The organism is Microbacterium sp. NPDC089696, from assembly GCF_044749125.1.
In the GTDB taxonomy this organism is placed as follows: Bacteria; Actinomycetota; Actinomycetes; order Actinomycetales; family Microbacteriaceae; genus Microbacterium.
The window spans coordinates 640,647-655,559 of the sequence record NZ_JBIVHF010000002.1 but is presented as its reverse complement, the minus strand read 5'-3'; the positions used below and the strand labels follow the sequence as shown (position 1 = coordinate 655,559).

Below are 14,913 nucleotides of genomic sequence, written 5' to 3'. Positions count from 1 at the left end.
GTCAGTTCTCCAGATCGGCCGCGGTGAGGCGGCGGGCGCGGGTCGGGTCGGCGTCGCGGTGCGGCAGGAGCAGCAGCACCGATGCAGGGTCTCGGGGGTCGCCGGGCGCGAGAGCGCGCAGCAGCGCGGGGGCGTCGAGTCCGGCATCGCGGAGTGCGGCGATCTCGAGGGCGTTCAGGTCGACGGGGGTCGGGCCGTTGCCCATGTCGGTGCCGTAGAGCACCCGGCCGCCCGCGGCCTGGAAGCGGCGGACGTTGTCGAGGGCCACGTGCAGGTCGGCCCCTCCGTGGATCGCGAGCGTCGAGATCCAGGAGACGGATGCCGCCTGCTCGGCGATCTCGTCGTCGTCGAGCCGCTCGGTGAAGGGCGCGTGCGCGAGCGTCGCGACCCCGAGCCGGGCGACCCGCTGCGCTTCGCCCCGGCCCTCCGCGTGCGCGACGACCGGCAGGCCGACGGCGCTCGCCGCCTCGACGATCGCCCGCAGCACGATGTCGTCGAACACCGGGCCGGCCGTGCGGTTGCTCGCGACCTTGATGCAGGAGGCGCCCGCCTCCGCCATCTCGGCCACGGCGGTCGCGGCGTGCGCCATGCTCGACGCGTCGTTCTCGATCTCACGGACCGAACCGGCCGGAGCCCACTCGCGGTCGGAGGGGTAGCCGCCGGTCGGCGTGAGGAAGGCGCCGGCGTACTCGATGCGGGTGGCCGGCGCGCCCTCGGCCAGAACCGACAGCACCCCCGGGTTCCCGCCGAGATCGACGACGCGGCCGAGGCGCGACGCCGCGAGCAGTTCGTGCTCGACGAGCTGCAGGTGCACATGGTGGTCCGTGAACCCGCCGACGATCACTCCGTCGAGACGGGGCAGGTCCGCGGGGTCGGGCTCGTCGCGCAGCAGCATCCGTCCGCCGTCGTCGAGCGCGACGGCGCCCTCGCGCCATCCCTCCCCGTCGAAGAAGATCGCTGTGCGCATCAGCCGCCGATCTCCGTGCGCACCGTGTACAGCTCGGGGAAGAACGTGAGATCGAGCGCACGCTGCAGGAAGCCGACGCCGCTGGATCCGCCCGTGCCGACCTTCATGCCGATCGTGCGCGCGACGGTCTTGAGGTGGCGGAAGCGCCAGAACTGGAAGTTGTCCTCGAGGTCGACGAGGTCCTCGCAGGCCTCGTAGAGGTCCCAGTGCGTGCCCGGATCCTGGTAGATCTCGCGGATCGCCGGCACGAGTTCCGGCGTCTCGCGATAAGGGAGCCGCACGTCGCGGTCGAGGATCTCGGCGGGCACCGGCAGGCCGCGGCGGGCGGCGAAGCGCAGGAACTCGTCGTACAGCGTCGGCTTCTCCCACTCGGCCTCGAGCAGAGCGCGGTTGGCGGGGTGATCCGAGAAGACGCCGAGCATCTTCTCGTTCTTGTTGCCGAGCGCGAACTCCACCGCACGGTACTGCACGGACTGGAAGCCCGAGGAGTTGCCGAGCGCGCCGCGGAACTGCGCGTACTCGGTGGGGGTCAGCGTCGCGAGCACCGACCACTGCTGCGTGATGACGTCCTGGATGCGCTTGATGCGCGCGATGCGCTTGAGAGCCTCACGCAGGTCGTCGCGGGCCAGCAGCTCACGCGCCGACGACAGCTCGTGCAGCAGCTGCTTGAGCCACAGCTCGGTGGTCTGGTGCTGGATGATGAACAGCAGCTCGTCGTGGTGCTCGGGCACGCTGACCGGGTTCTGCGCCGTGAGCAGCTGGTCGAGCGACAGGTACGACCCGTAGGTCATGCGGCCGGACAGGTCGGTGACGATGCCCTCTTCGAGTGCGCGCTCGTTCTCGGTGCTCATGCCCCGAATGTATCACTTTCGTGGCGAGCGTCACACTAGTGAAATATGGCGAGGGGATCCGCCGGAGGCGCGGACTCCGCGTCGGATCGTCCGCGGCGCTCCCTCCGTGTCTCGACCACGCCGAGGACCACGGCCACCGTGGTCCAGATGACGAGCGCCCCCGCGAGGAGGAGCAGGACGAGCACGAGGACCCAGAAGGCGACTGTCCACACGATGGAGAACATCAGCATCCGGGTCCCCCCTCCGCGCCGAGACGACGGCGGTCGCGGGTGCGCGTGAGCTCGTCCATGTGGTCAGCGTAGACCGTCCCGGGATACGGGTGTCCTTCCTCGACGGAGGGGCGTCCGGTGGATACCGTCGGAGCATGGGTGACAGCATCGAGGCGCGGACGTTCACGCGCGAGGACCGCACGCAGTTCCGCGCGAAGGTCGAGCGATGCCTCGACGCCCTGGCGTCGATGCTGGCCGACGGGCGGTTCGCCGACGTGGACGCGCCCGACTCGCAGCTCGGGATGGAGATCGAGCTGAATCTCGTCGATGAACAGGGCGCACCGAGCCGGAGCAACGAGGCGGTGCTCGAGGCGATCGCCTCTCCGGCCTTCCAGACGGAGCTGGCGCGCTTCAACGTCGAGGTCAACGTGGCCCCGCGGCCGATCGGAGGCGGCCACCTCCGGGAGCTCGAGGGCGTTCTGCGCGGCGCCCTCGACGTCGCCGACGACCGGGCGCGCTCTGCGGGCAGCGGCCTGGCGATGATCGGGATGCTCCCGACGCTCGACGAGACGCACTTCACGGAGCGCTGGTTCTCGGCCGACCCGCGCTACAGCCTGCTGGGTCAGCAGATCCTCGCAGCGCGCGGCGAGGACATCGAGTTGCAGATCGACGGGGTCGCGCTGGGCGACGACCGCCCCGATGAGCGGCTCGCGATGGTGTGCGACACCATCCTGCCCGAGGCCGCCTGCACCTCGGTGCAGTTGCACCTGCAGGTCGCGCCGGACTCGTTCGCGTCGTACTGGAACGCGGCGCAGGCGATCGCCGGACCGCAGGTGGCGCTCGCGGCGAACTCGCCGTTCTTCGCCGGCAAGGCGCTGTGGCACGAGACGCGGATCCCGATGTTCGAGCAGGCCACCGACGTCCGTCCGCAGGAGCTCAAGAACCAGGGCGTGCGTCCGCGCGTCTGGTTCGGCGAGCGCTGGGTGACGTCGATCTTCGACCTCTTCGAGGAGAACTCGACCTACTTCCCCGCGCTGCTGCCCGTGTGCTCGGACGAGGATCCCTTCGAGGCGCTCGCCGAGGGACGCGCCCCCGAGCTGTCCGAGCTGCGCATGCACAACGGCACGGTCTACCGCTGGAACCGTCCGATCTACGATGCCGGCGACGGAACAGCGCACCTGCGCCTCGAGAACCGCGTGCTGCCCGGAGGTCCGAGCGTCGTCGACGTGATGGCGGATGCCGCGTTCTACTACGGCCTCGTCCGCAGCATGGCGGAGGCCGATCGGCCGATCTGGACGCAGATGACGTTCGACGCCGCAGGCGAGAACCTGCACGCGGCCGCACGCGGCGGCCTCGACTCGCGGCTGTACTGGCCGGAGGTCGGCGGGATCAGTGCGCGAGAGCTCGTGCTGCGGCGGCTCCTTCCGTCCGCGGCCGAGGGGCTGGATGCCTTCGGCGTCGACCCGGAGGTGCGCGATCGGTATCTCGGCATCATCGAACAGCGGTGCGTCACCGGCCGCAACGGTGCCGTCTGGCAGCGGGAGAACGTGGCGGCTCGCGAGCGGTCAGGCGCGTCGCGGTCCGCGGCCCTGCACGGGATGCTCGCCGACTATCTCGGGCGGATGCAGGCCGGCGAGCCCGTGCACACCTGGACGCACTGACCCGGGTGGAACCTGCCGGTCGTCGAGCGAGGAGCGCAGCGACGAGCGCCGTACTGAGCGAGCGCAGCGAGCCGAAGTGACGAAACGCGGTCCCGTTACAGCGCGGGCGTTCGCGGCGGGGGAGTGCGACGCTCGCCCGGGGCGCCGGACGCCTCGAACGCGGCCGCGAGCCGCAGCAGCCTCGTGTCGTCGTAGGCGCGGCCCGCGAACGTCAGACCGATCGGCATCCCGATGTCGGCCATGAGCCCCATCGGCACCGTGACCGTCGGGATGCCGAGGTGGCGCACCGTGAGGTTGCCGTTCGCGATCCACGTCCCGTTGCGCCAGCCGAGGTCGGCCGACGCCTCGTTCACGTCCATGTCGGCCGGGCCCACATCGGCGACCGCGGGAAACACGACGGCGTCGAGCCCCAGGTCGTCCATCCACTGCTCGAGGTCGACGCGGCGCGTCTCCTCCAGTCCGCGCAGACCGTCGGGAAGCTCCGGCATGTCGGCGATCCGGACCCCCGGGTTCCTGCGCACCCAGTCGGGGTACTCGGCGATGTCGTCGTCGAACCCGGTGTACCGGTCGGGCAGCGCCCCCGCCGGATGCGGGAAGATCGTCGCCCCGTCGACGTCCGCGAGCGTCGACAGTCGCGGATCGCCGTTCGCCTGCAGGAAGTCCTCCCAGCCCCACGCCGACAGGTCGACGATCTCGCGGCGGAGGTACTCGGGCGACACGAGGCCGCGCGTCGCGATGGTGGGGGATCCGGGGCGGTCGCCCTCGTAGTTCGACACCACGGGGAAGTCGACCTCGACGACCGTCGCGCCCGCCGCCTCGAGGTCGCGGCGGGCGGCCTCCCAGCGTGCGAGCACGGACGCGCGGGTCTCGATGCGCTGCCCCGTCGGTCCGCCGATGCCGGGGGAGGCCGCGGTGCCGGCATCCGGATCGGCGTCGATGTACATCCGCGGGATGCCGATGCGGGCGCCCCGCAGGGCCTCGGCGCCGACCGCGAGCTCGCGGTACGACTCCGGCCGCACAGTCGACGGCGCCGGGATCTCCACCCACGGCTGGGCCCGCCAGAAGTCACCGCGGGTCTCGGCGTCGTCGGCCACGATCACGTCGAGCACCTCGAGCAGATCGGCCATGGAGCGGGCGTGCGGCACCACGACGTCCATGGTCGGGACGAGGGGCCAGTTGCCGCGCGTGGAGATCACGCCGCGTGAGGGCGTGTACGTGCACAGGGCGTTGTTCGTCGCAGGGCCGCGGCCGCTCGACCAGGTCTCCTCGCCGAGCCCGAACGCCGCGAAGCTCGCCGCAGTCGCCGTGCCGGAGCCGTTCGAGGAACCCGAGGCGAACGGCGCGGTGAGGAAGTCGCCGTTGTACGGGCTCTCGGCGCGACCGTAGACGCCGCGCTGCATGCCGCCGTTCGCCATCGGCGGCATGTTGGTGAGGCCGAGGCAGATCGCCCCGCCCGCGCGGAGTCGCTCGATCGTGAACGCGTCGTGCTGGGCCACCAGGTCCGCGAACGCGGGGCTGCCGGATGCCGCGGTGAGGCCCCGAACGAGGTAGCTGTCCTTCGCGGTGTAGGGGATGCCGTCGAGCGGCCCGCGCGTCTCGCCACGAGCCCGCCGGGCGTCGGAGGCCTCGGCCTCGGCGCGCGCCTCGGGGTTCGCGACCACCACGGCGTTGAGCGCGGTCGCCGTGCCGGGGGCGTCGAACGCCGCGATGCGGGCGAGGTACGCCTCGACGAGGTCGACGGCCGTCACGGCGCCGCTCTCGAGCGCGCGGCGCAGGTCGGCGATGGAGGCTTCGTGGACGTTCACGAGCTCGCACCGGAGATCCGAGGCTGCTGCTGCGTGATGCAGTGGATGCCGCCGCCGCGGTCGAACAGCGGCCGGGCGTCGACCGTGACGACGCGGCGCCCCGGATACACGTCGGACAGGATCGCGCGGGCTGTGGCGTCGGCCTGGGCGTCGCCGAAGCCGCACGCGACCACGCCGTCGTTCGTCACGAGGTGGTTGACGTAGCTCCAGTCCACGAAGCCCTCGTCGTCGCGCAGCGTCGCGGGAGCCGGGAGGTCGACGATCTCGAACCGTCGACCCGCGGCATCCGTCTGCTCCGACAGGTGCGCACGCAGGTCGCGGGTGACCTCGTGGTCGGGGTGGTCGGGGTCGCGCTGCTCGTGCAGGAGGAGGCGTCCGGGCGAGACGAGTGTCGCGACGATGTCGACGTGACCGTTCGTGCCGAACTCGTCGTAGTCGCGGGTCAGGCCGCGCGGCAGCCACACGGCCTTCGTGGCGCCGATCGTGCGCGCCATCTCCGCCTCGACGCGCTGCCGGTCGGCGTAGGGGTTCCGGCGGGGGTCGAGCTGCACCGTGTCGGTGAGCAGCACGGTGCCCTCGCCGTCGACGTGGATGCCGCCCCCTTCGTTCACCAACGTCGAGCTGACGAGCTCGGCTCCCACGACGCCGGCGATCAGTCGCGCGTGCTCGGCGGCCTTGCGCCACTGCGCCCAGGCGGGGGCGCCCCAGCCGTTGAAGATCCAATCGACCGCGCCGAGCACGCCCGGCCGGTCGTCGTCGACCACGAACGTGGGACCGGAGTCGCGCATCCAGAACTCGTCGACCGGCGCCTCGACGATCTCGACGCCGGACCCGAGCATCCGACGCGCACGGTCGCGCTCGGACGGGTCGACGAGCATCGTGACCGGCTCGAACTCGGCGACCGCGTGGGCCACGGCGGTCCAGGTGGCGTAGCCCTCCTCGCGCTCGGCCGCGCTCTCGCCGAGCGTCGGCCCCTCGGCGGGGAACGCCATCCAGGTGCGCTCGTGCGGTGCGGTCTCGGCGGGCATGTGCCAGGCCATGTGCTCGTCTCCTCGCTGTCGACGCGGCTCCGCATCGACGCTATTGAACATGCGATCAACGGGTGCTACGGTAGCCCGTGATGAACACGACGTCAAGACCCGCGGCGCCGCGACGGCTCCCGCCCGAGGAGCGCGAGCGGTCGATCGTCCATGCCGCCATCGATCTCGCGTCCGAGAGCGGACTCGAGGCGCTGACCGTCCGCGCCGTGGCCGCCCGCGTCGGGGTGACGCCGGCTCTCGTCGCGCACTACCGCCCCGTCATGGACGCGTTCGTCGCCGAGGTGTTCACGGCGATCGTGTCGGCCGAGCGCGACGAGGTCATCGCCTCCTATGACCCCGCGCTGGACCTGCGCACCAACCTCCTCCGGCTCATCGAGACCCTGCTCGACGACGCGCGCGACGACGTCGCCATGGTGTGGGCGCAGTCCTGGGCCATCGGCGTGCGCAACGAGACGCTCGCCGCCCGAGTGCGCTCCGAGATGGACGGATGGCAGAGCGCGCTCGAAGACCTCATCGCCCGGGCGATCGCCGAAGACCCGCGCCTCCGTGTCGACCCCGCCTCCTCCGCGTGGATGCTGCTCGCGATGGTCGACGGCATGAGCGCGCACTCCCTCGTGGGGTGGGCGCCGCACGACCGCGCGGCCCTCGCCCGCCGCACCCTGGCCGCCGTGCTCGACGCGCCGGCCGACGACCACCCCGCCTCCGTCGCAGTGACCGAGAGTTAGGACCCCGCTCATGGCAGCAGACCGCATGCACGCGGCATCACCCGAGTCGACCGCGATCGTCGACGCCGTGCTCGACTACTCGCGACGACGGATGCTCGCAGCCGACGTCCCGCTCGACAAGCCGCAGACGCCGGCCGAGCTGAACCGGCTCGTGGGCACGACCATCACCGACGCGGGCCTCGGCGCGCAGCGCGCCCTCAGCGTGTTCGAGCACATCCTCGCGCCGGCGTGCCTCACCACCAGCCACCCCTCGTACCTGTCGTTCATCCCCACCGCGCCGACCATCGCGTCGATCGCGTTCGACCTCGTCGTCTCGGCCTCCGGTCTCTACGGCGGCAGTTGGCTCGAGGGCGCGGGGGCCGTGCACGCCGAGAACGAGGTGCTGTCGTTCCTCGCCGCCGAGTTCGGGCTGCCCGACACCGCCGGCGGAGTGTTCGTGCAGGGAGGGACGATCGGCAACCTGTCGGCGCTCGTCGCGGCGCGCGAGTCCGCGAAGGCACGGCTGGCCGAGCGCGGCGTCGAGCCGCCTGCGCGCTGGAAGATCGTCTGCAGCGTCGAGGCGCACTCCTCGAACAAGTCGGCCGCGAAGGTCATGGACGCCGACGTGCTGCTCGTCCCCGCCGGCGACGACGGCGTGCTGCGGGCGGATGCCGTGCGCGCGGCGCTCGCGGAGCACGGCGACGAGATCTGCGCGGTGGTGGCCACCGGGGGATCGACGAACTTCGGCATCGTCGACGACATCGCCGGGATCGCGGCGTTGAAGGACGAGTTCGACTTCTGGCTGCACATCGACGGCGCCTACGGCCTCACGGCCATGCTCGCGCCCGAGGCGCGACCCGTGTTCGCGGGGGTCGAGCGCGCCGACTCCGTGATCGTCGACCCGCACAAGTGGCTGTTCGCGCCGTTCGACTGCTGCGCCCTGATCTATCGCGACCCCGAGGCCGGACGCCGTGCCCACACGCAGCACGCCGAGTACCTCGACACGCTGACGGATGCCGGCGACTACAGCCCCTCGGACTACTCGATCCAGCTGACGCGTCGCCCGCGCGGCCTGCCGCTGTGGTTCTCGCTCGCGACCTACGGCGTCGAGGCCTATCGCCAGGCGGTCAGCGCGACCCTGGCGCTCACGCAGCGCATCGCGGCCGAGATCGCCGCCCGCCCCGAGCTGCGTCTCGTGCGCGACCCGCAGCTCTCGGTCGTGGTGTTCGAGCGCGAGGGATGGGAGCGGGCGGACTACGACCGCTGGTCCGACGAGCTGCTCGACTCGCAGCGCGCCTTCGTCGTGCCGAGCTCGCACCGCGGACGACCGAACACGCGCTTCGCGATCCTCAATCCGCTCACCACGTTCGAGGAGCTCACCGGCATCCTCGACACGATGAAGTAGCGGGCCGGTCGATTCAGCGCGCGCCCGACTCAGCGGGTGGTGTGCTGGTCGAGGAACTCGAGGGTCCGGTCGAGCGCGGTCTGCGCGTCGGGCAGGTCGAGGTGGAACTGGTACTCGTGCGGGAGCGACGGCTCGTGCGGCGCCGGCCAGAACAGGGTCGTGACGTCGACACCGAGCTCGTCGAGGCGCTGCGCCATCGGGATCGACTGCAGCCAGGTGAGACCGTCGCCGTTGCCGCCCGAGATGTACGTGGTCGGGAAGTCCGCCGTGACCCAGTCGATCGTCGACATCGTGGCGCCGGTCGAGTCCTCGGCCCAGGTCTTGGTTCCGGAGTAGGCCCACATCGCCGACTTGAACCCCCACCCGGCGATGCCGTCGAGCCGCGCGAGCGCCGCGAGGTCGTACACGCCGCAGTTGAGGATCGTGGCGACGAGCTGCGATGCCTCGATAGACGGCTCGACGGCCATGATGTCGGCGTAGTCCGGGTTCGTGACGAGCGTCGCCATCTGGCTCGCGAGCTGCCCGCCGGCGGAGTCTCCCGCGAGCACGATCTGCTGCGGGTCGACACCCAGGTCGGCGGCGTGCTCGTCGATGTACGCGAGCGCGTCGTTGAGCTGCGTCACGGCGAGCGGGTACACGCCCTCGGGGCCGATCGTGTAGTTCACGCCGATCGTCGTGTAGCCCTCCGCGGCGATGATGCGCAGGTAGGGGTCGACGTTCTCCTTCTCGCCCGAGATCCACGCGCCGCCGTGGATCCACACGACGGTCGGCAGGGGGCCGGCCGCGGACGCCGGGGCGAAGACGTCCATGGTGGTGTCCGCTCCGGCATCCCCGTAGGCGATGTCGAGCTGCTCCGTGAGCTCGACGTCGGGCACGTGCTTCTGCATCTCCGCGGCGGTCGCGTCGCCGCCCTTCTCGAACACCGCCCGGATGAGCAGGGCCGAGGGCCAGGGCGTCACCGAGGTGATGACCGCGACCACGGCGATCACGGCTGCGATCACGAGCAGCGCGATCCGCGTCCGACGCCACGGGCGCCGCGAGCGGCGAAGATCATCGGTCGTCGTCGTGGACTCCTGTGCGGACTCCTCGGCGGGCGCGCTGGTGGCCATGGAAACCCCTCTCCGCGCTCAGTGTGCCAGTATTCCGGTCCGCCGCGCACGCGGGGGCGCCCAGGCGAGGGGCGGGGTGGGCCGCGGCAGCGACTACGCGGCCGGGGTCGCGGCGGGACCGACGGATGCCGCGGGGGTGCGCGTCAACCCGCGGGTGACGCCCATGCGGTCGAGGCGCTTCGCGACGAGACGGGCCAGCCAGGTCATCGCGACGGCGCTCGCGGCGGCCAGGGGGTACACGGCGAGGCGCACGCCCTCGGGGGTGTCGGCGGTGAAGATCGCCTGTGCCGGGAACGCGTACGCGAGCCCGATCAGGCCGTTCGCGACGTAGAACAGCCAGGTCGGCCAGCGTCGGTACAGCGTCGCGAGGAACGGCAGCTCCTGGCACAGACCCACGGTCGCGGTCGACAGCACGGTCGAGAACCCGTACGGAGTGAACGGCGCGATCACGAGCCCGGCGATCACCGAGGTGAGCAGCGCCATGCCCGGGCGGTGCGTGATCGACTGCATGAGCACTCCGCCGAAGAACCAGAAGCCCAGGAACACCGTGTAGAGCAGCGGTGCGGCGGCGATCGCCGCGCTCGAGAAGACGCCGAAGATCGGCAGGAGGACGATGCCGCTCGCGACGCCGATCGCGGCGCAGGTGAGCAGGAGACGGGTGCTGATGTTCTTCATGCGTGTGCGCCCGTGGCCTCAGCCCGTGGCCTTCCCTTCGATCCAGTAGAACTGCGTGAAATGGTGGCCCCGATCGAGGCCCAGATGCTCGCGGAGCGCCCCGCGCACGTGCTTCACGAGGGTCTTCTCCCCGGCGGCCCAGCCGTACAGGCCCGGCTGCGATGCGACCGAGGAGCGGATGGCGCGGTCGAGGGCGGCCCCCCGGTCGCCCTCGCGCGCCACCCACTCCCACGTCCCCCTGTCGCGCTCGACCCGGGGGAGCGAGGCCCGATCCTCGTGCTCCTCCTCCAGGAAGACGCGCGTCTCGACGTCGGCGGGGACCGACTCGAGCCAGGTGTTGATCGCCGGGAGTGCGGTGGAGTCACCGGCCAGCACGAGCGTGGTCGTGCCGTCGGGGATGTCCACGCGGGCCGGCGTCAGCGCGACCTCGGCGGTGTCGCCCACGACCGCGAGCCTCGCCCAATCACCGGCGGGACCGGCCACGTCGTGCAGCACGAAGTCGAGGCTGAAGGTCTGCGTCCCGGCATCCACGCGCACGAAGGTGTAGCCGCGCTGGACGACGAAGCCCTCGCCCTTCGCCGGGTGCGGAACCCAGAGGCGCAGCCACAGCGTCGGGAACATCTCGAGGCCGTCGGTGAGCGTGGGCGTGCGGAACTCGATCCGGCGGTACCACGGCGTGAAGTCCCGGATGCCGACCACGTCGACCTCGTGGTTCGCGATGCGCATCAGGCGCATGACACCCCGCTGCCAGTTGGCGGCCATCAGCGCACCGCCCCCGCCGCGGCGAGATGCCATCCCGACGCGCGCGAGCGCTCGTGCCAGAAGTCCGCGTACCGTCCGCCCGCCGCGAGCAGCTCGGTGTGCGTGCCGCGTTCGACGATGCGTCCCCGGTCGAGGAACAGGATCTGGTCGGCGTGCTGGATGGTCGACAGGCGGTGCGCCACGACCATCACGGTCTTGTCGCGGGTCAGCTCGTGGACACCGCGCACGACGGCCGCCTCGTTCTGCGGGTCGAGCGCGCTCGTGGCCTCGTCGAGCAGCACGATCGGGGCGTCCTTGAGCAGAGCCCGGGCGATCGAGACGCGCTGGCGCTCGCCGCCGGACAGCGCGGTGCCGCCCTCGCCGACGTTCGTGTCCCAGCCCTCGGGCAGCCGCTCGACGATCTCGTCGACGCGGGCTGTGGCCGCGGCACGCGCGATCTCCTCGTCGGAGGCGTCGGGTCGCCCGATCCGCACGTTCTCGGCGATGGACTGGTGGAACAGGTAGACGTCCTGGAACACGAGCGAGAACTGCTCCATGAGCGTGGTCGAGGGGTAGTCCGAGATCGCGTGCCCGCCGACCTCGATGCGTCCGGAGCCGACGTCGTAGAAGCGGGACGCGAGCCGCAACAGGGTGGTCTTGCCGCTGCCGCTCGGACCGACGAGGGCGGTGGTCGTCCCGCTCGGCACCGTGAACGAGACGCCGTCGATCACGGGTTCGGCTTCGTCGTACCCGAACGTCACGTCGGTGAAGCGCACGCCGGCGTCGACGGGGCGCACGTCGAGTGCGGACTCGGGCAGCACCGGGGTGTCGAGCAGATCCGTGACCCGGTCGGCGGCGTTCGCCGCCGCACGCACCGCGGTCGACAGCTCGGCCGCCTGGTTGAGCGGATCGATGAAGCGCGAGCTGACCGCGATGAGTGCGATGGCGGCGGGCACCGACAGAGTCCCGCCCGAGGCGAAGGACACCACGAGGTAGACGAGTCCGACGAAGGTCAGCTGCACGAGGAAGGAGAACACGACGAGTCCAGGGACGGAGGCGACGACCAGTCCTCGGCCGACGCGGCGCTGGGCGGTGAGGGCGTCCTGCATCCCGCGATTGCCGGTCGTCGCCGCACCGAACGCTCGGAGCACCGGCTGCGCCTGCGCGAACTCGATCACACGCGAGTTCGCCTCCTCGGCCGCCGTGTGGGCCTTGGCCTCCGCGCGCGCGTACAGGCCCTGGCCCCAGCGGTTCACGAGGGAGAGGAGCGGGGCGGAGATCACCATCGCGAGCGACACCCGCGCGTCGATGAACAGCATCCCGACCGCGACGCCCGCGGGCACGAGGATGCCGGTGACGAGCGGCGTCAGCAGATGGGCGAACACGCCCATCGCGTCCTTGACGCTGCTGCTGATCAGCCGCGACACCTTTCCCGCGGTGGCGGAGCCGAACCAGCCGAGCGGGAGCGTCGCGATGTGGTCGCCGAGGCGGGTCTGCAGCGAGTGCATCATGCCGGTGCCGACCTTCAGCCCCAGCACGGCCTGACGGTAGCCGCAGACGAAGACAACGACGACGAGCGCCGCGATGCCGGCCGTCCAGGCCCAGGCGGTGGCCAGGTCGCCCTCGAACACCGCCTCGAGCAGCGGCACCAGCAGCACGTACGCGGCGGACTGCGCGAGAGCGAACAGCACGATCGTCGCGAGGTACAGCGGGACCATCCCGCGGTACGGGTCGGGGACCAGACGCAGCACCTTGCGGATCATGCGTGCACCTCCAGAGTGTCGGTGGCCGAGGCCGAGGCCGCGGCAGTGGGCGGGGTCGCGGTGAGGGGCGCGTTCGCGACCTCGGTGAGTGCGCGCTCGTCGGCGGCCCACAGGCGGGAGAACAGTCCGTCCGAGGACCGCAGCTCGGCGGGGGTGCCCCGCTCGACGACGTGCCCCTCGTCGAGCACGACGATCTGGTCGACGTCGACGATGGTGTGCAGCCGGTGGGCGATCACGAGCACGGTGCGGTCGGCGACGAGCACCGCGAGGGCGTCCTGGATCGCGGCCTCCGACTCGGGGTCGGCGAAGGCCGTCGCCTCGTCGAGCACGAGGACCGGTGCATCGGCCAGCAGCGCGCGAGCGATCGAGAGGCGCTGCGCCTCGCCGCCGGAGAGGCGGGCGTCGACGCCGATCTCGGAGTCGTACCCGCGAGGCAGTTCGAGGAGGCGCTCGTGGATCTGCGCGGCGCGGCACACGCGTTCGAGGTCGTCGTCACCGGCATCCGGCCGCGCCAGCAGCAGGTTCTCGCGCACGGAGCCGGCGATGAGCTGCACGTCCTGCAGCACGAAGCCGACCGATCGGTACAGGTCCGCCGAGCGCAGATCGCGCAGGTCGTGCCCGTCGAGCGTGATGCGTCCGCCGGTCACGTCGTAGAAGCGCGGGACGAGGCGGGCGAGCGTCGACTTGCCCGATCCGCTGGGGCCGACGAGGGCGGTGATGGTCCCGGGGCGGAGCTCGAGGTCGACGCCCTTCAGGACGGGATGCCCCTCGCGGTACCCGAACTCCACGCCCTCGAACCGCACCAGCCCGGAGGAGGGACCGGGTCCGTCGGCCGGATCGATGAGCTCGGCGGTCTCGGTCAGCTCCCACAGGCGCACCGAGGCGGCGGATGCCAGGCGCAGAGCCTGCATGCCGTACCCGAACGTGAGCACGGTGCCGCCGATGCCGAGGCCGACGAGGATGAACGGCACGAGGGCTGCCGGCTCCATCGCGCCGCCGCCGAGGAGACCGAGCGCGGCGACGAGCACGAACAGCATCACGACCACCGGGTTGAGCAGCTGGCTGCCGATGCCCTCGAGGCGCGTGATCGGTCCGACCCAGCCACGGAAGAAGACCGCGTAGCCGTCGATGGCCTCCTGATAGCGGTGGTGTCCCTTGCGGGGCTGGCCGAACGCGCGAACGACCTGGATGCCGTCGACGAACTCGATGGTCGTCTCGCTGACCTGCGTCTGCCACCCCTCGTAGGTCGCCATCTTCGCGGCGTACCCCGGGCCCATGATCCGCGACATCACGAACGCGTAGATGAGGATCGGCACGAGCAGCAGCAGGGCGAGGCGCCAGTCGACGAGCAGGAGGTACGCGAAGGTCGCCAGCGGTAGGGTGAGGGCGCCGACGAACTCGAGGCGCGCGTGGGCGACCAGGTAGTGCAGGGCGTCGACGTCGTTCTGCAGGAGCTTCTTGACCTCGCCGGAGCTGCGTTCCGTGAACCACCCGAGGGGCACCCGGGAGAGCTTCGCCGCCAGCAGCGTCCGGAGCGTGTACTGGTGCTCGGCATCGATCAGGTGCGACCACAGCAGGGCGCCGGACTGCAGCAGCCCGCGGAGCGCGAGGATCCCGAGGGCCAGGAGGAGCAGCCCCCACACCCGCGCCCAGTCGGGAGAGGTCGCGAGCAGCTCGCGGCAGACCTCGGCGATGAGGAGGAACGGCACGACGGCGCACAGGGAGGCGATCGCGACGATCGCGCTCGCCAGGGTCAGTCGCGCGGACACGGGGCCCAGGATCGCGCGGTCGGCTGCGCGCTGCCGGAGCCGCGCCTCGCGGCGTGCGGCTTTCGCGGCGCCGCGCTCGGTCGTGTCTGTCATCTCGGCCCTTCTTTTGCAATGAGTTATTGCAAAACAGGAAGAGCGTAGCCGAGAAACGATCGGTAAGGCAAGGGTAGCCTTACCTGTTTTCCCTCCGCGCTCGGGGAACGCCGGAGCGCGG

13 protein-coding genes are annotated in these 14,913 nt (G+C 71.4%); 3 read left to right on the top strand and 10 right to left on the bottom strand.

Annotation, left to right across the window (positions count from 1 at the left end):
- Position 1 precedes the first annotated feature (1 nt).
- Genes ACIPY8_RS13555 through ACIPY8_RS13545 form a run of 3 tightly spaced genes read right to left on the bottom strand, consistent with a single transcriptional unit; the run spans position 2 to position 2,048 of the window.
- Complete coding sequence (locus tag ACIPY8_RS13555) at positions 2-967, bottom strand: hydrolase (RefSeq protein WP_400819050.1); 966 nt, start codon at positions 965-967, stop codon at positions 2-4.
- Positions 967-1,818, bottom strand: coding sequence for a tryptophan 2,3-dioxygenase (locus ACIPY8_RS13550; protein WP_400819048.1), 852 nt, complete (start codon positions 1,816-1,818; stop codon positions 967-969). Before ACIPY8_RS13550 ends, ACIPY8_RS13555 begins: the two co-directional genes overlap by 1 nt.
- 35 nt (positions 1,819-1,853) lie before the next feature.
- Positions 1,854-2,048 carry a hypothetical protein gene (locus ACIPY8_RS13545; RefSeq protein ID WP_400819045.1) on the bottom strand — a complete coding sequence of 65 codons (195 nt, stop codon included), beginning with the start codon at positions 2,046-2,048 and terminating at the stop codon, positions 1,854-1,856.
- Between the two features lie 134 nt (positions 2,049-2,182).
- Here ACIPY8_RS13545 and ACIPY8_RS13540 point away from each other — a divergent pair, with 134 nt between their 5' ends.
- Positions 2,183-3,688 (top strand): glutamate--cysteine ligase, encoded by a 1,506-nt coding sequence (locus ACIPY8_RS13540; RefSeq protein ID WP_400819043.1) that lies wholly within the window; start codon positions 2,183-2,185, stop codon positions 3,686-3,688.
- A 95-nt stretch (positions 3,689-3,783) separates the two neighbouring features.
- Here the strand turns inward: ACIPY8_RS13540 and ACIPY8_RS13535 are convergent, their stop codons facing one another.
- Together ACIPY8_RS13535 and ACIPY8_RS13530 are read right to left on the bottom strand one after the other, a co-directional pair.
- Entirely contained in the window at positions 3,784-5,493 is a 1,710-nt protein-coding gene (locus tag ACIPY8_RS13535) for an amidase (protein ID WP_400819040.1), read from the bottom strand.
- The gene (locus ACIPY8_RS13530) at positions 5,490-6,533 is read right to left on the bottom strand and encodes an agmatine/peptidylarginine deiminase (protein WP_400819038.1); all 1,044 of its coding nucleotides are present in this window, start codon (positions 6,531-6,533) and stop codon (positions 5,490-5,492) included. The genes ACIPY8_RS13535 and ACIPY8_RS13530 overlap by 4 nt, the downstream gene beginning before the upstream one ends.
- A gap of 80 nt (positions 6,534-6,613) precedes the next feature.
- On the opposite strand from ACIPY8_RS13530, the gene ACIPY8_RS13525 reads away from it, so the two are divergent.
- Entirely contained in the window at positions 6,614-7,258 is a 645-nt protein-coding gene (locus ACIPY8_RS13525) for a TetR/AcrR family transcriptional regulator (RefSeq protein WP_400819035.1), read from the top strand.
- Positions 7,259-7,268: 10 nt separating this feature from the next.
- Positions 7,269-8,642: a pyridoxal phosphate-dependent decarboxylase family protein gene (locus ACIPY8_RS13520; protein WP_400819032.1), complete on the top strand. Its 1,374-nt coding sequence runs from the start codon at positions 7,269-7,271 to the stop codon at positions 8,640-8,642.
- 29 nt (positions 8,643-8,671) lie between these two features.
- Here ACIPY8_RS13520 and ACIPY8_RS13515 read toward each other — a convergent pair whose 3' ends face one another.
- The 5 genes from ACIPY8_RS13515 to ACIPY8_RS13495 form a co-directional block, all read right to left on the bottom strand.
- A complete protein-coding gene (locus ACIPY8_RS13515; RefSeq protein WP_400819030.1) occupies positions 8,672-9,751 on the bottom strand; it encodes an alpha/beta hydrolase in 1,080 nt (359 codons plus the stop codon).
- 93 nt (positions 9,752-9,844) lie between these two features.
- Positions 9,845-10,426 (bottom strand): ECF transporter S component, encoded by a 582-nt coding sequence (locus tag ACIPY8_RS13510; protein ID WP_400819027.1) that lies wholly within the window; start codon positions 10,424-10,426, stop codon positions 9,845-9,847.
- An 18-nt stretch (positions 10,427-10,444) separates the two neighbouring features.
- Positions 10,445-11,188 carry a siderophore-interacting protein gene (locus ACIPY8_RS13505; protein WP_400819025.1) on the bottom strand — a complete coding sequence of 248 codons (744 nt, stop codon included), beginning with the start codon at positions 11,186-11,188 and terminating at the stop codon, positions 10,445-10,447.
- Positions 11,188-12,930: an ABC transporter ATP-binding protein gene (locus ACIPY8_RS13500; protein ID WP_400819022.1), complete on the bottom strand. Its 1,743-nt coding sequence runs from the start codon at positions 12,928-12,930 to the stop codon at positions 11,188-11,190. Before ACIPY8_RS13500 ends, ACIPY8_RS13505 begins: the two co-directional genes overlap by 1 nt.
- Positions 12,927-14,792 (bottom strand): ABC transporter ATP-binding protein, encoded by a 1,866-nt coding sequence (locus tag ACIPY8_RS13495; RefSeq protein ID WP_400819019.1) that lies wholly within the window; start codon positions 14,790-14,792, stop codon positions 12,927-12,929. The genes ACIPY8_RS13500 and ACIPY8_RS13495 overlap by 4 nt, the downstream gene beginning before the upstream one ends.
- Positions 14,793-14,913: the final 121 nt, after the last annotated feature.